The organism is Ruegeria sp. CRTD044, from assembly GCF_059613485.1.
The window spans coordinates 441,445-459,992 of record NZ_JBXWSP010000019.1 but is presented as its reverse complement, the minus strand read 5'-3'; the positions used below and the strand labels follow the sequence as shown (position 1 = coordinate 459,992).

Annotated in this window: 18 protein-coding genes; 14 read left to right on the top strand and 4 right to left on the bottom strand. The window is 62.2% G+C overall.

Annotated elements, in window-relative coordinates:
- Positions 1-38: 38 nt before the first annotated feature.
- The 9 genes from AC2FNL_RS18535 to AC2FNL_RS18495 all read left to right on the top strand — a co-directional run bounded on the left by AC2FNL_RS18535 (position 39) and on the right by AC2FNL_RS18495 (position 8,933).
- Positions 39-860 carry an ABC transporter ATP-binding protein gene (locus tag AC2FNL_RS18535; protein ID WP_093963943.1) on the top strand — a complete coding sequence of 274 codons (822 nt, stop codon included), beginning with the start codon at positions 39-41 and terminating at the stop codon, positions 858-860.
- Positions 861-889: 29 nt separating this feature from the next.
- Entirely contained in the window at positions 890-1,876 is a 987-nt protein-coding gene (locus AC2FNL_RS18530) for a branched-chain amino acid ABC transporter permease (protein ID WP_093963944.1), read from the top strand.
- Positions 1,877-1,879: 3 nt separating this feature from the next.
- Entirely contained in the window at positions 1,880-2,137 is a 258-nt protein-coding gene (locus AC2FNL_RS18525) for a hypothetical protein (protein WP_093963945.1), read from the top strand.
- A 3-nt stretch (positions 2,138-2,140) separates the two neighbouring features.
- Positions 2,141-3,217 (top strand): branched-chain amino acid ABC transporter permease, encoded by a 1,077-nt coding sequence (locus AC2FNL_RS18520; protein WP_093963946.1) that lies wholly within the window; start codon positions 2,141-2,143, stop codon positions 3,215-3,217.
- 71 nt (positions 3,218-3,288) lie between these two features.
- Positions 3,289-4,572, top strand: coding sequence for an ABC transporter substrate-binding protein (locus tag AC2FNL_RS18515; RefSeq protein ID WP_496834632.1), 1,284 nt, complete (start codon positions 3,289-3,291; stop codon positions 4,570-4,572).
- A gap of 84 nt (positions 4,573-4,656) precedes the next feature.
- Complete coding sequence (locus AC2FNL_RS18510; RefSeq protein WP_093963948.1) at positions 4,657-5,490, top strand: ABC transporter ATP-binding protein; 834 nt, start codon at positions 4,657-4,659, stop codon at positions 5,488-5,490.
- Between the two features lie 19 nt (positions 5,491-5,509).
- Entirely contained in the window at positions 5,510-6,727 is a 1,218-nt protein-coding gene (locus AC2FNL_RS18505; protein ID WP_496834631.1) for a phenylacetate--CoA ligase family protein, read from the top strand.
- 114 nt (positions 6,728-6,841) lie between these two features.
- Positions 6,842-8,509: an ABC transporter permease gene (locus AC2FNL_RS18500; protein WP_093963949.1), complete on the top strand. Its 1,668-nt coding sequence runs from the start codon at positions 6,842-6,844 to the stop codon at positions 8,507-8,509.
- 73 nt (positions 8,510-8,582) lie between these two features.
- Positions 8,583-8,933, top strand: coding sequence for a DUF2794 domain-containing protein (locus AC2FNL_RS18495; protein WP_093963950.1), 351 nt, complete (start codon positions 8,583-8,585; stop codon positions 8,931-8,933).
- On the opposite strand, the gene AC2FNL_RS18490 is transcribed toward AC2FNL_RS18495, so the two are convergent.
- From AC2FNL_RS18490 to AC2FNL_RS18480, 3 genes are all read right to left on the bottom strand, one after another.
- Positions 8,930-9,667 (bottom strand): C40 family peptidase, encoded by a 738-nt coding sequence (locus tag AC2FNL_RS18490; protein WP_170440060.1) that lies wholly within the window; start codon positions 9,665-9,667, stop codon positions 8,930-8,932. The two genes, AC2FNL_RS18495 and AC2FNL_RS18490, sit on opposite strands and share 4 nt — an antisense overlap.
- Positions 9,664-11,046 (bottom strand): leucyl aminopeptidase family protein, encoded by a 1,383-nt coding sequence (locus AC2FNL_RS18485; protein WP_496834630.1) that lies wholly within the window; start codon positions 11,044-11,046, stop codon positions 9,664-9,666. The genes AC2FNL_RS18490 and AC2FNL_RS18485 overlap by 4 nt, the downstream gene beginning before the upstream one ends.
- 61 nt (positions 11,047-11,107) lie before the next feature.
- The gene (locus AC2FNL_RS18480) at positions 11,108-11,497 is read right to left on the bottom strand and encodes a hypothetical protein (protein WP_496834629.1); all 390 of its coding nucleotides are present in this window, start codon (positions 11,495-11,497) and stop codon (positions 11,108-11,110) included.
- A gap of 142 nt (positions 11,498-11,639) precedes the next feature.
- Between AC2FNL_RS18480 and AC2FNL_RS18475 the strand changes: the two genes are divergently transcribed.
- From AC2FNL_RS18475 to AC2FNL_RS18455, 5 genes are all read left to right on the top strand, one after another.
- Positions 11,640-12,290 (top strand): carbonic anhydrase, encoded by a 651-nt coding sequence (locus AC2FNL_RS18475; RefSeq protein WP_170364007.1) that lies wholly within the window; start codon positions 11,640-11,642, stop codon positions 12,288-12,290.
- A gap of 61 nt (positions 12,291-12,351) precedes the next feature.
- On the top strand, positions 12,352-13,329 hold the full coding sequence (locus tag AC2FNL_RS18470; RefSeq protein ID WP_496834628.1) for a sodium-dependent bicarbonate transport family permease: 978 nt from the start codon (positions 12,352-12,354) through the stop codon (positions 13,327-13,329).
- A 4-nt stretch (positions 13,330-13,333) separates the two neighbouring features.
- Complete coding sequence (locus tag AC2FNL_RS18465) at positions 13,334-13,645, top strand: P-II family nitrogen regulator (protein WP_170340785.1); 312 nt, start codon at positions 13,334-13,336, stop codon at positions 13,643-13,645.
- A gap of 144 nt (positions 13,646-13,789) precedes the next feature.
- Positions 13,790-15,883: an acyltransferase family protein gene (locus AC2FNL_RS18460; RefSeq protein ID WP_496834627.1), complete on the top strand. Its 2,094-nt coding sequence runs from the start codon at positions 13,790-13,792 to the stop codon at positions 15,881-15,883.
- 162 nt (positions 15,884-16,045) lie between these two features.
- A complete protein-coding gene (locus tag AC2FNL_RS18455; protein WP_496834626.1) occupies positions 16,046-17,965 on the top strand; it encodes a DUF3604 domain-containing protein in 1,920 nt (639 codons plus the stop codon).
- Positions 17,966-18,017: 52 nt separating this feature from the next.
- Here AC2FNL_RS18455 and AC2FNL_RS18450 read toward each other — a convergent pair whose 3' ends face one another.
- Positions 18,018-18,440 carry a hypothetical protein gene (locus tag AC2FNL_RS18450; RefSeq protein ID WP_496834625.1) on the bottom strand — a complete coding sequence of 141 codons (423 nt, stop codon included), beginning with the start codon at positions 18,438-18,440 and terminating at the stop codon, positions 18,018-18,020.
- Positions 18,441-18,548 lie beyond the last annotated feature (108 nt).

Sequence of the window (18,548 nt, the reverse complement as noted above, 5' to 3'; positions counted from 1 at the left end):
CCCGCCGTCCCGTTCACCCGCAGTTTGAGGAGTAGACGATGCTGGATGCATCCGACGACGGATATGTCACCGAGGATGGCCGCAAGATCGGCGGCGTGGTGATGGAGATGAAGAACATCACCCTGCGATTCGGCGGCGTGGTGGCGATTAAGGATATCTCGTTCGACATCCGCCAGGGCGAGATCCGCGCGATCATCGGGCCCAACGGCGCGGGCAAGTCCTCGATGCTGAACGTGATTTCCGGCTTCTACATTCCGCAGGAAGGCGAGGTCTGGTTCCACGGGGCGAAACGCCCGCAGATGAAACCCTATGAAGTGGCCCGCCAGGGCATCGCCCGGACCTTTCAGAACATCGCCCTGTTCGAGGGCATGAGCGTTCTGGACAACGTGATGACCGGCCGCCTGAATTTCATGAAGACCAACATCCTGCAGCAGGCGATCTGGCGCGGCAAGGCCGAGGCGGAAGAGGTGGAAAACCGCGAGGCGGTCGAGAAGATCATCGACTTTCTGGAAATCCAGCACATCCGCAAGACGCCGGTGGCGCGCCTGCCCTATGGCCTGAAGAAACGCGTCGAACTGGCCCGTGCGTTGGCCGCCGAACCCAAGCTGCTGCTGCTGGACGAGCCGATGGCCGGCATGAACGTCGAGGAAAAAGAGGACATGAGCCGCTTTATCCTGGACGTGAACGACGAATTCGGCACGACCATCGCCCTGATCGAGCATGACATGGGCGTGGTGATGGACCTGAGCGACCGTGTGGTCGTGATGGATTACGGCAAGAAGATCGGGGACGGCACGCCCGACGAGGTGCGCAACAACCAGGAAGTCATCGACGCCTATCTGGGGGTCAGCCATGACTGAGCACCGTACAGAATTGAGGGGAGGCGCAGATGCCTGATCAGTTGATTTTCGCGATGGAGGTCTTTCTGAACGGCCTCATGGCCGGGGTGCTTTATGCGTTGGTCGCGCTGGGCTTTGTGCTGATCTACAAGGCGTCGGGGATTTTCAATTACGCCCAGGGGGTTATGGCCCTGTTCGCGGCGATGACGCTGGTGGGGATCATGAACGGGCAGGTGCCGTTTGCCCATCTGATCAACGCCACCTTCGGCACGCATATTCACTATTTCGGTTGGAACGTTCCGGCCCTGCTGGCGATCATTCTGACGATGGGTGTGATGGTCCTGCTGGCCTGGGCGGTGCAGCGCTTTGTCATGCGCCACCTTGTGGGGCAGGAGCCCATCATCCTGTTCATGGCCACCATCGGTCTGGCCTATTTCCTGGAAGGCGTGGCCGACCTGATGTGGGGATCCGAGATCAAGACGCTGGACGTGGGTCTGCCGCAGGGCATCAACCTGTGGATCGACGAGACCACCTACAACATCTTTGGCTACGGTTTCTTCATCGACAATCTCGACATCGTGGCGACGGTCATCGCGGCGCTTCTGGTGGCTGCGCTGGTGGCCTTCAGCCAGTACACCAAGCAGGGCCGCGCCATGCGGGCTGTGGCCGACGACCACCAGGCCGCGCTGTCGGTCGGTATCTCGCTGAACTTCATCTGGATCATGGTCTGGTCGGTGGCCGGATTCGTGGCGCTGGTTGCGGGCATCATGTGGGGCACCAAGTCGGGCGTGCAGTTCTCGCTGTCGCTGATCGCGCTCAAGGCGTTGCCGGTTCTGATGCTGGGCGGGTTCACCTCGATCCCCGGCGCCATCGTCGGCGGGCTGATCATCGGTGTGGGCGAAAAGCTGTTCGAGTTCGCTGTGGGTCCGCTGGTGGGCGGCGCGACCGAGAACTGGTTTGCCTATGTGCTGGCGCTGATCTTCCTTGTGTTCCGGCCGCAGGGCTTGTTCGGCGAGAAGATCATCGAGAGGGTGTAGGCCATGACCAAGCTGATCGCCATCATCAACGTGATTGCGTGGGCGGGGTTCTGGGCCTTTGGGTACATCGCCCTTACCTCAAACGATCTGACCGCCAATCAGCTGACCGTGGCCGCGCTTTTGGCCTTTGCCGGGCTGGTGATGGGCGTTCTGGCCTACATGAAACTGGTGCGCGCCTCGGAGGCGAGCGGATATGCCAAACGGTCCAGCCAACTGGACGCCGAAGCCCGCAACCGGGCGCAGGAACAATGGGGAAAGTAAGACATGTTCTATCGTGAGGCCGGAGACTTCAAGACCTCCTACAGGGACGACAACCAGACTTTCCCGATCAAGTTCGACCGGTATCGCTACTATGTGGTGCTGGCGGTGGCGTTCGGGATCATCCCGTTCATCATCAACGACTATTGGGCCAACGCGCTGCTGCTGCCCTTCCTGATCTACGCGATCGCGGCGATCGGGCTGAACATCCTTGTGGGTTATTGCGGGCAGGTCAGCCTTGGCACCGGCGGTTTCATGGCCGTTGGGGCCTACGCCTGCTACAAGCTGATGACCGCCTTTCCCGACGTGTCGATGTTCATCCATGTGATCCTGGCCGGCGGCATCACCGCCATCGTGGGCGTGCTGTTCGGCCTGCCCAGCCTGCGGATCAAGGGGTTCTACCTGGCGGTGGCGACGCTGGCGGCGCAGTTCTTCCTGGTGTGGCTCTTCAACCGGGTGCCGTGGTTCTACAACTATTCGGCCTCGGGGCAGATCAACGCGCCCGAGCGTGACGTATTTGGCATCATCATCACCGGCCCCAACGCGCCGGCCTGGGCGACCTACCTGTTCTGCCTGATCTTCCTGACCGCCTGTGCGATCATCGCCCGCAACCTGACCCGCGGCACCACCGGGCGCACCTGGATGGCAATCCGCGACATGGACATCGCCGCGGAAATCATCGGTGTGAACCCGCTGCGCGCCAAGCTCAGCGCCTTTGCCGTCAGCTCGTTCTTCGTGGGCGTGTCAGGCGCGCTATTCTTCGCCATCTACCTGGGCGCGGTCGAGGTGGGCGAGGTCTTCGGCATCCAGAAATCCTTCCTGGTGCTGTTCATGGTCATCATCGGCGGGCTGGGCTCGATCTTCGGATCCTTTGCCGGCGCGGCCTTCCTGGTCCTGCTGCCGGTGGTGCTCAAGGTCGTGGGCGCGGACATGCTGGGCTGGCCCACCGACATCGTGGCGCATCTGCAGCTGGTGATCGTGGGCGGGCTGATCATCCTGTTCCTGATCCTAGAACCGCACGGTCTGGCGCAGCTGTGGCGCGTCGCCAAGGAGAAACTGAGACTCTGGCCTTTCCCGCACTAGGGACCGGCCCAATCAAGAAGGGGGCGCAAAGCCCGAACCAACATCGGACAAACCAAGGGAGGAGACACCCGATGAACAAGAAACTGGCAACCATGGCGCTGGGTGCGCTGATGGCCGCGGGTCCGGCAATGGCCGACCTCGTGTTCCCGTCGCTCAGCTACCGCACCGGGCCTTACGCCGCGGGCGGCATCCCCTTCGCGGATGGCTACGCGGACTATTTCACTCTGCTCAATGAGCGGGACGGCGGCATCGGTGGTGTTCCGGCCAACGTCATCGAGTGCGAAACCGGTTACAACACCGAGAAGGGTGTCGAATGTTATGAATCGACCAAGGGCGAAGGTGCACTGGTGTATCAGCCGCTGTCGACCGGCATCACCTATCAGCTGATCCCGAAAACCACCGCTGACGACATCCCGATGCACACGATGGGATATGGCCGCACCTCGGCCAAGAACGGCAAGGTGTTCAGCCACACGTTCAACTATCCGGCCAACTACTGGGACGGTGCGTCGGGTGCGATCAACTATCTGCTCGAGGAAAATGGCGGTGATCTGAGCGGCAAGAAGATCGCGCTGGTCTACCACAACTCGGCCTACGGCAAGGAGCCGATCCGTACGCTGGAAGAGCTGTCCAAGAAGCACGGCTACGAACTGGTGGCCCTGCCGGTCGATCACCCGGGCCAGGAGCAGAAATCGCAGTGGCTGCAGATCCGCCGCGATCGTCCCGACTATGTCCTGATGTGGGGCTGGGGCGTGATGAACCAGGTGGCCATCCAGGAAGCCGCGAACATCCGGTTCCCGATGGAAAACTTCATCGGCATCTGGTGGTCGGGCGCTGAGCATGACGTGATGCCCGCCGGTGCGGCCGCGGATGGTTACAAGGCGCTGACCTTCCACAACGTCGGCTCGGACTATCCGCTGTATGACGACCTGCAGAAATACGTCATCGACGCTGGCAAGGCCGCCGGTGCTGGCGATCAGGTCGGTACGGTCCTGTACAACCGCGGTCTCTATGCTGCGATGCTGGCCGCTGAGGCCGCCAAGAAGGCACAGGAAATCTCGGGCAAGGCTGACATCACCTCGGGCGACATGCGCGACGGTATGGAAGCGCTTGAGATGACCGAAGCGAAGATGGCCGAACTGGGCCTGCCGAACTTTGGTCCGACCTTCTCGGTCAGCTGTGATAACCACGGCGGGGATGCCCTTGTGGGCGTGACCCAGTGGGATGCAGACAGCAAGACCTGGACTCTGATCTCGGAGTTCAAGGCTACCGATACGGACGTGATCGGCCCGCTGATCGAGGAAGACTCGAGCGCATACGCGGCTGAAAACAACATCGAACCGGGCTGCAACTAAGCGGCACGAACATCGGGACGGCGGCTGACCGCCGTCCCGAACCGGACAAGCCCCGAAATGGGGCAGGCATGAGGACACGCGCTGATGCTGGATGCGGCACAAACCACTGACGTGCAGGCGGAAACCCTGCTTGAGGTCAACAATATCGAGGTGATCTACAACCATGTGATCCTCGTGCTGAAAGGCGTCAGCCTGACCGTGCCCAAGGGCGGGATCACCGCGCTGCTGGGCGGCAACGGGGCCGGCAAGACGACGACGCTCAAGGCGGTGTCGAACCTGCTGCATTCCGAACGCGGCGAGGTCACCAAGGGCTCGATCAAGTATCGCGGCCAGAACGTGCACGAGCGCGACCCGGCCGACCTGGTGCAGAAGGGCGTCATCCAGGTGATGGAAGGCCGCCACTGTTTCGAACATTTGACCGTCGAGGAAAACCTGCTGACCGGGGCCTATACCCGCAAGGACGGCAAGGCCGCCATCCAGCAGGATCTTGAACTGGTCTACAACTATTTCCCCCGCCTGAAAGAGCGGCGTCGGTCACAGGCAGGCTATACCTCGGGTGGGGAACAGCAGATGGTCGCCATGGGCCGCGCGCTGATGAGCCGCCCCGAGACGATCCTGCTGGACGAGCCCTCGATGGGCCTCGCACCGCAGCTGGTCGAGGAGATCTTCACCATCGTGAAGGACCTGAACGAACAGGAAGGCGTGTCCTTCCTGCTGGCCGAACAGAACACCAACGTGGCGCTGCGCTTTGCCCATTACGGATACATCCTGGAATCTGGGCGCGTGGTGATGGACGGCCCCGCCGCCGAACTGCGCGAGAACCCGGACGTCAAGGAATTCTACCTCGGCATGTCCGACGAAGGCCGCAAGAGTTTCCGCGATGTGCGGTCCTATCGTCGCCGCAAAAGGTGGCTGTGAGCAGATGGAGGATCTGGCGATGACATTCTACGATGCTCTGGAAACCCGTTCGGCCGATCAGCGCGCCGCCGAGCAATCGGCCGGTCTGCGCGAACAGCTGGCGCGGGCGAAATCCGCGCCCGGATTCGCGGCCCATTTCGCCGATGTCGATCTGGATGCGGTCCAGACCATCGCCGATCTGCCCGGGCTGCCGGTTCTGCGCAAGTCCGACCTGACCAAGGCGCAGGGTCAGCACCCGCCCTTTGGTGGCTTTATCGTCAAACCTGCGCATGGCTTTGCCCATGTGTTCCAGTCGCCGGGGCCGATCTATGAACCCGGCGGGGTCGATCACGACTGGTGGCGCATGGGCCGGTTCCTGCATGCGGCGGGCGTGGGCCTGGGCGATATCGTGCAGAACTGTTTTGGCTATCACCTGACACCCGCGGGCATGATCTTTGAAAACGGCGCGCGTGCCGTGGGCGCCGCCGTGCTGCCCGCGGGCACCGGCCAGACCGAACTTCAGGTCACCGCCGCGCGCGACGTGGGCTGCACCGCCTATGCCGGCACGCCCGATTACCTGAAGGTGATCCTGGACAAGGCCGACGAGATGGGCGTCGCTCTGAACTTCTCGAAGGCGGTCGTGGGCGGCGGGGCACTGTTCCCCAGCCTGCGCCAGGCCTATGCCGATCGCGGTATTTCCTGCCTGCAATGCTATGCCACGGCCGATCTGGGTAACATCGCCTATGAAAGCGCCGCGATGGAGGGCATGATCATCGACGAGCATGTCATCGTCGAAATCGTGACCCCCGGCACCGGAACACCGGTGGCGGAAGGCGAGGTCGGCGAGGTCGTGGTGACCTCCCTCAACCCCGACTATCCGCTGATCCGCTTTGCCACCGGTGATCTGTCGGCGGTGCTGCCCGGGCAGTCGCCCTGTGGCCGCACCAACCTCCGCATCAAGGGCTGGATGGGGCGCGCCGATCAGACCACCAAGATCAAGGGCATGTTCGTGCGCCCCGAACAGGTGGCCGCGCTGGTCGCCAAGCATGACGAGATCGTCAAGGCCCGCGTCATCGCTGCCCGGCAGGGCGAGATGGACACGATGACCGTGCAGATCGAAAGCCCCGGCGGCGATGACGGCACCTATGCCAAGTCGGTGGTCGAGGTTCTCAAGCTGAAGGGCACCGTTCAGGTGGTGCCACCCGGCACGCTGCCCAAGGACGGGCTGGTGATCGAGGATCAGCGCGTCTACGACTGATCCGGCCCGGGGTTCTGCGGCCAAATGCGCCGCAGAATCCTGTGCCTGCCCACTGGCGTTTCCGAGTTTTTTGGTCGATTAAAGGGGAACCGCAACCTTTGCCGACCCGAGGCCATGGCCCAGATCGAATTCTCAGAACATGGATCGCGCAACCGTGGGGCCTTGGGCACCCGGTTCGTCGGGGCCCTGGCCTATCTGGTTGCAGCAGCCTGCCTGTTGCCGATGGTCGCCGTGGTGCTGGCGGCCGTCACCGGGGGCACTGACACGATCCGGCATCTGCTGGACACGGTCCTGCCCGGCTATGCGGCCACCACGCTGATCCTGGTCTCATTGGTTTCGGTGGGGACTTTCGCCATCGGGGTCGGGGCCGCGTGGCTGGTCACCATGACCCGTTTTCCCGGCGTCCGCCTGTTCGAGGTGGCATTGGTGCTGCCGCTGGCCTTTCCGGCCTATGTGCTGGCCTATGCCTATACCTTCATCCTCGATCATCCCGGCATCGTTCAGACCACGCTGCGCCAGGTGACCGGCTGGGGCCCGCGCGACTATTGGTTCCCCGAGATCCGCTCGACCGAGGGCGCGGCGGTGATGCTGATCCTGGTGCTGTACCCCTATGTCTATCTGTTGGCGCGCGCGGCCTTTCTGCAGCAAAGTGCCACCGCTTTTCTGGCGGCGCGGGCGCTGGGCAGCAGCCCGTGGTCGGCCTTTTGGCGGGTATCGCTGCCGATGGCGCGGCCCGCGATTGCCGGCGGTGTTCTACTGGCGGTGATGGAGACCATCGCTGATTTCGGTACGGTCGCCTATTTCGGGGTTCAGACCTTTGCCACCGGCATCTACACCAGCTGGTTTTCGATGGCCGACCGCGCGGCGGCGGCGCAGCTGGCGCTGTGCCTTCTGGCCTTTGCGCTGGTGATGGCCGTGACCGAGCGCACCCAGCGCGGCAAGGCCAAATACTACCAACCCGGCAAACGCCACGCGGCATTGCCCGCTGCACAGCTGAGCGGCTGGCAGGCTGTGGCGGCATGGGTTTTATGCGCCATTCCGGTTTTGTTCGGCTTTCTACTTCCGGTGATCGTGCTGACTCAGATGGGATTGGAGTCCGAGCAGAACCTGCTTTCGGCCCGCTATCTCGGGTTCATTCGGAACTCTCTGACTCTGGCAGGAACGGCGGCGGTGATCACCGTCTGCGCGGCGGTCTGCGTCGGTTTCTTCCAACGGCTGAGACCCGGGCGCGGTTCGGCCATGGCGGCTTATGCGGCGCGGTTGGGCTATGCCGTGCCAGGCGGCGTGATCGCGGTGGGGCTGATCGTGCCTTTTGCCGGGTTCGACAATGCGCTGGACGCCTGGATGCGGCAGACCTTCGGCGTGTCGACCGGGTTGCTGGTCACCGGCTCGATCTGGTTGTTGGTGGCGGCCTACATGGTGCGCTTCCTCGCGGCCGCGCTCAGCGCTTATGAAAGCGGTCAGAGCACCGTTCATGCAAATATGGATGCCGCTGCCCGCTCGCTGGGGCAGACGCCATTGGGCACGTTGCGTCGGGTGCATCTGCCGATCCTCACGCCCTCGCTGCTGACGGCGCTGCTGATCGTATTCGTGGACGTGATGAAGGAACTGCCGGCCACGCTGATCATGCGGCCCTTCAACTTTGACACGCTGGCGGTTCAGGCCTACCGGCTGGCCTCGGACGAACGGTTGGAGGGCGCTGCCGTTCCGTCGCTGGTGATCTTGGCCGTGGGCCTGCTGCCGGTGATCCTGATCTGCCGCCAGGTCGGGCGCCGGCACTGACGGGCGGTTCAAAAATACCACACCATGTCGTGACAGGCTTGATCTGATCGCATTTTCCGGCAAGGCTGAAGTCATGAACATGCAGCCTCCCAGCCGGAACCCTGCAAGCCCGGTCCAGATGCCGGTGGCCTTCAACCGGCAAGAGATGTCACAGATTCTTTCCGTCTATGGACGGATGGTCGCCGCCGGAGAATGGCGTGACTACGGAATATCAAATCTGCGCGACGTTGCCATATTCTCGATCTTCCGACGTACGGCCGAGCACCCGATTTATCGTGTTGAAAAACACCCCCGGCTGCGTTCAAAGCAGGGGATGTATTCGGTGGTGGGCATGGACGGGCGCATCCTGAAACGCGGGCACGACCTGCGCGCCGTCCTGCGGGTACTGGAACGCAAGCTGATCCGCTCGGTCGACCCGGATTAGAGCCGCTTGTGCGCCGTGACCGGCCCGTCGCCCTGGGCTTCGATCCGGGCAATGGCCTGATCCATCGGTTCAAATACCACGGCCATGTGATGGGCATTGGCATGCAGCAGCATGTTGTCGCCGGACACCCAAGCCACATGGCCTTTCCAGAACAACAGATCGCCACGCTGCGCCGGGGTGCCTTGGGGCAATGCGGTGCCCAGCTCCCGCTCCTGATCGCTGCTGTCGCCGGGGCAGGCCACGCCACAGGCCAGCAGCCCCGCCTGAATCAGGCCTGAACAATCCAGCCCCCACCGGCTGTTGCCGCCCCAAAGATAGGGGGTGCCCAGAAACAGTTCGGCCACGGCCACCGGGTCGTTCAGTAGGGTTCCGACCGGTTTGACATGCACTGCGGGGATGAACCCAAGCTCGGTCTCGACAAAGCGGTCCTGCTGCGACAGCACCACGACCCGGCTGCCAAAGCTCAGGCTGACCCGGTCGGGGCTTTTGATGTCGGGTTGCGCATAGGCATGGGTCGCCGGGGCCCAGATCCAATGCGTGGCCGGGGCGTCAGGGCCCAACTGGTCCGCGCGCAGCCAGCCTTGATACCCATCCTTGTCGGAAGCCACTCGGCACCAGCCGCCGGATTGTTCGGTGACGTCCAGGCCGTCGCCATACAGCAGCTGCCGGTCGCGCGGGCCCTTGGGGCTGCGCAGCAGGTCCACGACGGGGCGGATGACGCACGCGCGGTTCACAGGCCCAGCATCCCGGGCAGGGCGGTCAGCAGGGCGCGCGGCCCTTGCCCCAACCCGCCTTTGCTGCGGCCGGGCTCTTTGGCCTTTTGCCAGGAGTAGATGTCGAAATGCATGTACCGGCTATTTTCCACGAACCGCCGTAGGAACAACGCCGCGGTGATCGACCCGGCGAACCCGCCCGCCGGCGCGTTGTCGAGATCGGCGATGCCCGGCTCGATCAACGGCTCATAGGGCGTGTGGAACGGCATCCGCCAGACCGGGTCAGCCGCCTGAACAGCGGCCTGCGCCAAGGCCTGCGCGGCGGCATCGTCATCGGTGTAGAACGGGGCCAGATCCGCCCCCACCGCCACCCGCGCCGCGCCGGTCAGCGTCGCCATTGAGATCACCAGATCCGGCGCGCCCTCATCTGCCAGCGCCAGCGCGTCGGCCAGCACCAGCCGCCCTTCGGCATCGGTGTTGTTGATCTCGACCGTCAGGCCCTTGCGCGAGGTCAGGATGTCACCCGGCCGGAACGCGTTGCCGGCCACCGCGTTTTCCACAGCCGGGATCAGCACCCGCAACTGCAGCGGCAGGTCCAGCGCCATGATCATGCGCGCCAGCCCCAGAACGTTCGCCGCGCCGCCCATGTCCTTTTTCATCAACCCCATCGAGGCACCCGGCTTCAGGTTCAGTCCGCCGGTGTCAAAGCAGACGCCCTTGCCGACCAACGTCAGCTTCGGACCGCTTGTGCCCCAGGTCATCTCAATCAGGCGCGGAGCCTGTTCAGCGGCCCGACCCACCGCGTGGATCATGGGAAAGTTCTGTTCCAGCAAGCTGTCGCCAATGGTGACGGCACAACGAGCCCCGTACTCCTGCGCCAGCGTTTCAACGGCGTCTTGCAGGGCCTGAGGTCCCATGTCGGCCGTTGGAGTGTTGACCAGGTCACGGGTGAGCGCTTCGGCATTGGCCATGATCTCAATCCGCGGAGCATTCACAACGTCCGGCGCGACCAATCGGGCCTTTGCGCCGGACTGTTCGGCATATCGGTCGAAACTGTACCCGGTCAGCAACCAGCCCAGGGCTTCGGTTTCGGCTTTGTCTGCCGGCAAACCGGACGCAATCCGGTAAGTGCCTTCGGGCAGAACCTCGGCGGCGGCGGCAAGCGGAAAGCGTACCCGAGCGCGCCGGGTGTCGGTTCCATAGCCTGCCAGCGCGAATTGCGGCGCGCCCGTCGGTCCGGGAACCAGCAGAACCTGCCCGATTGCGCCGGTGAATCCGCTCGCGGCTACCCAGGCCTGTGTCTCATCGGGCTGAGACTTCAGCCAAGGCTCGAGCCCGTCCTGCGCAAGAACATGCAGATCAATGGCAGGGGCATCGGAAGGTGCAAAAGACAGGGACATGGGCGCCTCGGACTGTTCTGGTGCCGCCTACACTAGCCGCCTGTTGTTCGCCCGCAACCCGTCATATCGAAAGATCCTGTTGATCCCAAACGGCGGTCAGCGACCGCTCGCCCACCCGGATCAGTCGGCTGAGCGTGGCTCCGGTCGCCACTGCATCGCCGGCATCTACCGTCCGGGCCACGTCGCCGGCGACCCGGGCCAGCGCCGTCATGCCGACCTGTTCGGATATTGCGACCAGAGACTTGGCGCATTTGCGAAGCCCCGCCCAGTCACGTTGACGCCAGAGCCGTTCACAATTCGACAGGCGTACTGCCAGCTCCTCGACCGTTCGGCACAGAACGTCGACCGCGTTCGTGTCACCCAATTGCCGATACAGCCCGTTCAACCGGTCCGGATCCAGGCGCACGGACTCCTTCTGTTCAAGCGAGACGATCTTGTCCACCTCATTCACCCCAATCTTTCTGCCCCCACGGCATCTGCGAACCTGTCACAAAAGGCCTTTGCAATTCCTTTCGGCCAATCGGGATAATGTCTCGAATTTTGTTCGAACTTGCGTTAGATCGGCGGTCGAACCGCAAATTTGGGAAAACGCGATGCACCACGCCAAACCTCTGCCGAGCTATCTGGTCAAACGGTACCACGGTTGGAAAGCCACGTCCTATTCCGAGAACCAGGCCTGGTACCGCCGGCTGGCGACCGAGGGGCAGCGTCCGCGTGCGATGGTGATTTCCTGCTGTGACAGCCGGGTCCATGTCACCTCGATTTTCGGGGCCGACCAGGGCGAGTTTTTTATCCACCGCAATATTGCCAACCTGGTGCCGCCCTACGAACCGGATGGCGAGCGCCACGGTACCAGCGCAACCATCGAATATGCGGTGACGGCATTGAAAGTGGCGCATCTGATCGTGCTGGGACATTCGCAATGCGGCGGGGTGCAGGGCTGTATCGACATGTGCAAGGGCGATGCGCCGCAACTGGAAGCCAAAGAGAGCTTTGTCGGACGCTGGATGGACATCCTCAAACCGAAATTCGATCTGGTCTCCGATGTCGAAGATCCCGCGGAACAGGCGCGCCAGTTCGAGCGTCAGGCGGTTGTCGCGTCGCTCGAAAACCTGATGACCTTCCCGTTCGTGGCCGAGGCCGTACAGAACGGCTCGATATCGCTGCACGGCTTGTGGACCGATATCGGCGAAGGTGGTCTGGAGTATTATGATCCGTCAGGAAAAAAATTCCTGCCGGTTTAGTCTTTAAATCGGAGAAACGCACCCTAATTGAACGCTAGTTCAATTAGGGTGCGGTGACTGTATGGAAAACCTGTTGTCTCTGGCGGCCGACAATCTGGTCTCGCCGATCATTCTCAGTTTTGTGCTTGGTCTGTCAGCGGCATTGGCCCGATCTGACCTGACCATTCCCGAGGCCATCGCCAAGGCGATGTCGATCTATCTGCTGTTTGCGATCGGCTTCAAGGGTGGCGTCAGTGTTGCCGCACACGGGATCGACGCCACGCTTGGCTTGTCCCTTATTGTAGGTGTCATTCTGTCCGCACTGCTGCCGCTGGTGGCGTTTGGCCTGTTGCGGGTGCTGACAAACCTGGACCATGTCAACGCCGGAGCGGTCGCAGCGCATTACGGCTCAATCTCGATCGTCACATTTGTGGCCGGTACGTCGGTGCTGGAAAGTCAGGGCCTGATGTACGAGGGCTATATGGTGGCTGTTGCGGCCGCGATGGAAGCTCCGGCGATCCTGTCCGCTCTGTGGCTGATCTCCCGCGGCGGCGGAGCCCGCCGGATGGACACGGACCTCTGGCGCGAGATCGCTCTCAATGGTTCGATCGTTCTGCTTGTCGGGTCGTTTGCAATCGGCTGGATCACGGGCGAGGACGGTCTGGCCGAAATCAGCAGCTTCGTGGTCGCACCGTTCAAGGGGGTCCTGTGCCTGTTCCTGCTGGACATGGGTATCGTCGCGGGGCGCGGGTTGCGTGCCGGGCGCGGGCTGATCACGATGGGTCTGCTTGGCTTCGGCGTGCTGATGCCGCTGATCGGGGCTGGTGCCGGGTTGGTGGCCGCGCTCCTGTTGGGTCTGTCCACCGGTGGAGCGGTGTTGCTGATGGTGTTGGGCGCCTCCGCCTCGTACATCGCGGTTCCTGCGGCGATGCGCGTGGCCGTGCCCGAGGCGAACCCGTCCATCTATCTGACCCTGTCTTTGGGCGTCACATTCCCATTCAACCTGGCGCTGGGCCTGCCGATCTACGTCTCGGTCGCCCGGGCCGTTACCGGAGGATAAGACGATGCAGACACATGAGGCCAAACGGGTCGAGATCACCATCGAAGCCATCGTGAAATCCCGTCTGACGGATGCTCTGGTCGATCAAGGTGTGACCGGGTTCACGATCCTGCCGGTGCTCGGCGGATCGGGACGATCGGGTGAATGGAGCCGTTCTGGCCAGGTCAGCCGCGCCAGCGGGATGGTTCAGGTCATCTGCATCATTCGCCCCGATCGCTTGGACGGGCTGCTGAGCGCGATCCTTCCCGTGCTTGATCGCCATATCGGGGTTGTAAGCGTCACCGACTGCCAGGTTCTGCGGGCCGAGCGTTTTTGACCCGGCGCGCTTGGGATCCGATGCGAGCCTAACCTCGGGAGTCATGGCGTGGACCCATGCACGATGTGCGGAGCGAACAGGCAAATCCCTGTTCGCAAAACCACACATTTTCATTCAGAGCGGGCTGACTGACAAACATCGTTGATGGCAACCGGGACGGGCGCTAGCATTTCAGCCAGCATCTTGAGGTTGGCCGTTTTGAGCATCGCCTACAGAAGGGAAATTGACGGCCTTCGGGCAATAGCTGTGTTGCCAGTGGTCTTCTACCACGCCGGATTGTCATGGCTGTCCGGCGGGTTTCTGGGTGTTGATGTCTTTTTCGTCATCAGCGGCTACTTGATCACCTCGCTTCTGATCGGGGATATTCAACGCGGACGGTTGTCCATCGTCGATTTCTACGAAAGGCGAGCCAGGCGGATTCTTCCGGCCCTTTTCGTGGTTCTGGCCGTGACAACCTGCCTGGCGTGGATCTGGATGCTGCCGGCCGATCTCAGGGTCTATTCGCGAAGCCTGTCATCCGTCCCGGTATTCCTGTCGAACGTCTTCTTCTTCCGGAACAAGGACTATTTCGCGGATGAATTCGACATGCATCCGCTCCTCCACACCTGGAGCCTTGCGGTGGAAGAGCAGTTCTACCTGCTGTTTCCGCTGCTGCTGCTGTTTCTGTTTCGAAGAGGGACCCGGACCTGCATCATTGGCCTGTCGGTGATGCTTTTGGCCAGTCTGTTGCTGGCGCAGTGGACATCGGAAAACGAACCCAGGGCAGGGTTCTACCTGATCTATACCCGCGCGTGGGAGCTTTTGGCCGGCGCGATATGCGCCTTCGTTCCGCGGCAGGACAAGGGGCGGTTCTCGACGGTGCTGCCGCTGCTGGGCATGGTCGGGCTGCTGGTGTCCTACGTGATGTTCGACCGGTACACGCCGCACCCGTCATTCCTGACGGTCGTGCCCGTTTTGGGAACCGTTCTGGTCATTCTTTTCGCCAGCCAACGAGACCCGATAGGGGCGCTGTTGTCGTCGCGGATCATGGTCTGGATCGGCCTGATCAGCTACAGCCTTTACCTGTGGCACTACCCGTTGTTGGTCTTTGCCAAGATCCGGAGTGTTCCGGCGCCAACACCGCTGACCATCGCCAGCCTTGTCGTGCTGGCCTTTGTGCTGTCAGCCTTGACATGGCGCTTCGTCGAGCAACCCTTTCGCCGTCATAGGGAAGGTCTATTCAGCCGCCGGGGGATCTTCATCGGAAGCGTCGCGATATCGGCTTTGGTGTTCTCGGTCGGAGTGGCGATCTTCGCAACCGATGGCGCGCCCGATCGTAAGGCGCTGCGCAATCTCGATCTGCCGAGACTGACCGAAAGCCTGGCTCCGAACCGGGGTTTGAGCAATGCGTGCAACGGTCGGATGCCAGTGCCTGAAAGCTGCGCGACTTCCGAGTCCCCCAAGGTTGCGGTTTGGGGGGACAGTTTCGCCATGCATCTGGTGGTCGGCCTGACCGCGGCCTACCCCGAGCTTGGGGTCGTTCAGCTGACCAAGTCGCTCTGCGCGCCGATCGCCGGTATCGCCTTTGCCGATCGCGGCCGGACCGGAGAATCCCCGCAGGCCTGTCTGGATTTCAGCGACCGGGTGCTGGATTATATCACTTCGACCGACAGCATTGACTATGTCATCGTCTCATCGCCGTTCTACTATTTGTTCGAGCCGGGCGGACTTGCTGCCGTTGACGGCGCAATGGACCCCGCAGGCCCGCAGAGCACGGTACTGCGGAACCTGGCAAAAACGCTCGAACGGCTTGTGTCTGCCGGTAAAACCCCGATCGTCGTGTCTCCGCCCCCCTCGAATGGCCAAAACCTGGGCTATTGCGTGGTGAATGCCGAACTCCGAGGCGCTGACCCGCATCTGTGCGACTATCCGTTCGCGGACATACAGCCGGAGCTTCTTGAGGTTGGTGAGATGCTGCACCAGCTCGAGAGCCGCCACAAAGTCGTCTGGCTGGATCGGATACTCTGCGATGCCGATGGCATGTGCCGCGCCAGCGACGGCTCGACGGCATACTATCGCGACGGTCGCCATCTCTCGAAAGAAGGCTCGCGCGAACTTGGGTGCCGTACCGGTGGATGGTTTCTGTTCGGGGACGAACCTAACGGGCCAGCCAACTCTGGCGCCACGGTGACCCCTGCGAATGACCGTCCCTGTGGCCAGTTTCAACAGAACGCCGACCTAGCCCAGAGCGGGGAGTGATTCCTCAGCCCTGCATTGGTCTGCCGCCCGCGCGCCGCGGTACTGCAGCGCGAGGTCCGGGCTACGTCGTCAGGTAATTTTATTCGAATATCCAAATCTGTGATAGGCTCCCGTCATTTCCGGAACCAACAGAATGGAAATGACACACCTGGGAGGGATTTCATGACCAAGCCTTTCGCAACCGCTTCACAACGACCTTTGTGGACGTTGGCCTGTCTGGCCGCGCTGACCGCCACATCCGTGTCCGCGCAGGAGTTCCAGACCGAGCAGGGCAGCACGGACGTCGTATTGGCGCCTGATGATTTCTCTCCCTATGCGGGGCGGAACTTTCCCCAACGGCCGCTGTGGGGAGACTCGCATCTGCATACTTCGGTTTCGGTTGACGCCGGCACGATGACCCGGCTGACCCAGGAACAGGCCTTTCGCTTTGCCCGCGGCGAAGAGGTCACGACAACCCACGGCCTTCGGGCCAAGCTGTCCCGTCCGCTCGATTGGCTGGTCGTCTCGGACCATGCGGAGATGTACGGGCTGATGCCGCAACTGCTGGCCGGAGACGCCGAGGTTCTGGCGACACCCCAGGGCAAGGCCTGGTACGAGGCGCTGACGGCGGGTGACAGCCAGCTTGCGTTTGACACGGCAATGGAGATCGTCGCCTCGTTGTCGGATGACGTCCCGCCCATCGACAACCCCAAGGCCATCAAGCATGCGTGGGAGGCGTACACGGCGCTTGCCGACAGCTTCAACGAGCCGGGGGTCTTTTCAGCCATCATCGGCTATGAATACACCACCGAAGGCGCCAACAACCTGCACCGGAACGTGCTGTTCCGCGATGGGCGCGACCGGGCCAACCAGACCCGCCCGTTCTCGCAATATGACAGCAAGAACCCCGAGGACCTGTGGGCCTTTCTGGCCGAATACGAGGAACGGACAGGCGGCGAGGTCCTGGCCATCGCGCATAACGGCAACCTGTCGAACGGGCGGATGTTCTCTCTGAACGCCTACGATGGATCCGCACTGACTCAGGAGATCGCAAGCCTGCGCGCCCGGTTCGAGCCGCTGTACGAACCGACGCAGATCAAGGGTGACGGTGAGGCGCATCCGTTCCTCAGCCCCGATGACGAGTTCGCAGATTTCGACACATGGGACGCGGCCAATCTGAACGGAACCGAGTTGAAGCAACCCGAGATGCTGGCCGGTGAATACGCGCGCGAGGCGTTGAAGCGCGGGCTCAAGATCGAGCAGGAGCTGGGCGTGAACCCGTTCAAGTTCGGGATGGTCGGCGCGACGGATTCGCATACCGGTATGGCAACGGCCCAGGAAGACAACTTTTTCGGCAAACATTCCGGTGTCGAGCCCGGCCCGAACCGTTGGGAACATTTGGTAATCGAAGCACCCGACCCAGAGCTGTCGATCTATGGCTGGAAACAGGCCGCTGGTGGACTGGGTGCGGTCTGGGCGACCGAAAACACCCGCGAGGCGATCTTTGATGCGATGCAGCGCAGGGAGACCTATGCAACCACCGGGTCGCGTATGGGGGTACGGTTTTTCGGCGGCTATGACTTCACCGATCAGGATGCCGCAAGCCGCGTACCTGCGGATGCGGGCTACAAAAAAGGCGTACCGATGGGCGGCAACCTGCAGTCGTCTCCCGATGGGCGGGCTCCGAACTTCCTTGTTTTTGCATTGAAGGACCCGATTTCCGGCAACCTGGATCGCATCCAGATCGTCAAGGGCTGGGTCGATGCTGACGGGGCCCTGCAGGAGAAAGTCTACAACGTCGTTTGGGCCGGCGATCGCCAGCTGGACGAGAATGGCAAGCTGCCCGAAGTCGGCAACACCGTCGATGTCGAAAACGCCACCTGGACCAACACCATCGGGGCAAGTGAGTTGATCACCACGTGGCAGGATCCGGATTTCGATCCCAGCCTGTCTGCGTTCTACTATGCCCGTGTGATCGAGATCCCGACCCCCCGCTGGACCGCCTACGAGGCCAAACGGTTCGGGATCGAGATGCCGGACTATGTTCCGATGATCACGACCGAACGGGCCTATACGTCGCCGATCTGGTACACCCCGGGATAAACGGTCGTTCCGTTGAGCGAAGCCCCGCCTCGCGCAGGCGGGGCGGTCTTGTTCATTCGGCTGGGTTGGGGTTGCCGGCCACCGGCCTGCGGTTGTCCGCGTCTGTCGCTCCGAAACCGTGACGCAGCAGGATGAACACGAACAGGACCATGGTCAGAACTGCCAGAAGCGATCCGATCTGGGCAAGGGTTTCACCCCTTTCGGTGATTGCCAGCACGATTCCGGGAACGAGCACCAGCACCGTTGCCACGGACAGCCCATAGTGGAGTTTCGCCAGACCGCTGCGCGCCGCCTCGGGGGTCAGAGCGTAGTAGAATCCGAACACTGCCAGCGCAACGAACCCGATCAGGTTCAAGTGGCCATGTGCCGGAGACAGCGTGTGATCATGGCTGGCCGACATCTGGATACCCCACAACATGCCCAAAACGGCAAATATGGTTGCGGTGGTCAGAAAAAAGATGGGCAATCTGGTCATAACGGTCTCCTTTGAGTATCCGATGAGCCGCACGGGGCGTTAAAATCGGATTTTGCCGAAAAAGTGTGTTCTACCGCGGGCATCCGAACCACGCTGCCCAACCCGGCC

Bases quoted from the DNA above. Each gene is read 5' to 3' on its own strand.
- AC2FNL_RS18535 (WP_093963943.1), top strand. From the start codon at position 39: ATGCTGGATGCATCCGACGACGGATATGTCACCGAGGATGGCCGCAAG.
- AC2FNL_RS18530 (WP_093963944.1), top strand. From the start codon at position 890: ATGCCTGATCAGTTGATTTTCGCGATGGAGGTCTTTCTGAACGGCCTC.
- AC2FNL_RS18525 (WP_093963945.1), top strand. From the start codon at position 1,880: ATGACCAAGCTGATCGCCATCATCAACGTGATTGCGTGGGCGGGGTTC.
- AC2FNL_RS18520 (WP_093963946.1), top strand. From the start codon at position 2,141: ATGTTCTATCGTGAGGCCGGAGACTTCAAGACCTCCTACAGGGACGAC.
- AC2FNL_RS18515 (WP_496834632.1), top strand. From the start codon at position 3,289: ATGAACAAGAAACTGGCAACCATGGCGCTGGGTGCGCTGATGGCCGCG.
- AC2FNL_RS18510 (WP_093963948.1), top strand. From the start codon at position 4,657: ATGCTGGATGCGGCACAAACCACTGACGTGCAGGCGGAAACCCTGCTT.
- AC2FNL_RS18505 (WP_496834631.1), top strand. From the start codon at position 5,510: ATGACATTCTACGATGCTCTGGAAACCCGTTCGGCCGATCAGCGCGCC.
- AC2FNL_RS18500 (WP_093963949.1), top strand. From the start codon at position 6,842: ATGGCCCAGATCGAATTCTCAGAACATGGATCGCGCAACCGTGGGGCC.
- AC2FNL_RS18495 (WP_093963950.1), top strand. From the start codon at position 8,583: ATGAACATGCAGCCTCCCAGCCGGAACCCTGCAAGCCCGGTCCAGATG.
- AC2FNL_RS18485 (WP_496834630.1), bottom strand. From the start codon at position 11,046: ATGTCCCTGTCTTTTGCACCTTCCGATGCCCCTGCCATTGATCTGCAT.
- AC2FNL_RS18475 (WP_170364007.1), top strand. From the start codon at position 11,640: ATGCACCACGCCAAACCTCTGCCGAGCTATCTGGTCAAACGGTACCAC.
- AC2FNL_RS18470 (WP_496834628.1), top strand. From the start codon at position 12,352: ATGGAAAACCTGTTGTCTCTGGCGGCCGACAATCTGGTCTCGCCGATC.
- AC2FNL_RS18465 (WP_170340785.1), top strand. From the start codon at position 13,334: ATGCAGACACATGAGGCCAAACGGGTCGAGATCACCATCGAAGCCATC.
- AC2FNL_RS18460 (WP_496834627.1), top strand. From the start codon at position 13,790: ATGGCAACCGGGACGGGCGCTAGCATTTCAGCCAGCATCTTGAGGTTG.
- AC2FNL_RS18455 (WP_496834626.1), top strand. From the start codon at position 16,046: ATGACCAAGCCTTTCGCAACCGCTTCACAACGACCTTTGTGGACGTTG.
- AC2FNL_RS18450 (WP_496834625.1), bottom strand. From the start codon at position 18,440: ATGACCAGATTGCCCATCTTTTTTCTGACCACCGCAACCATATTTGCC.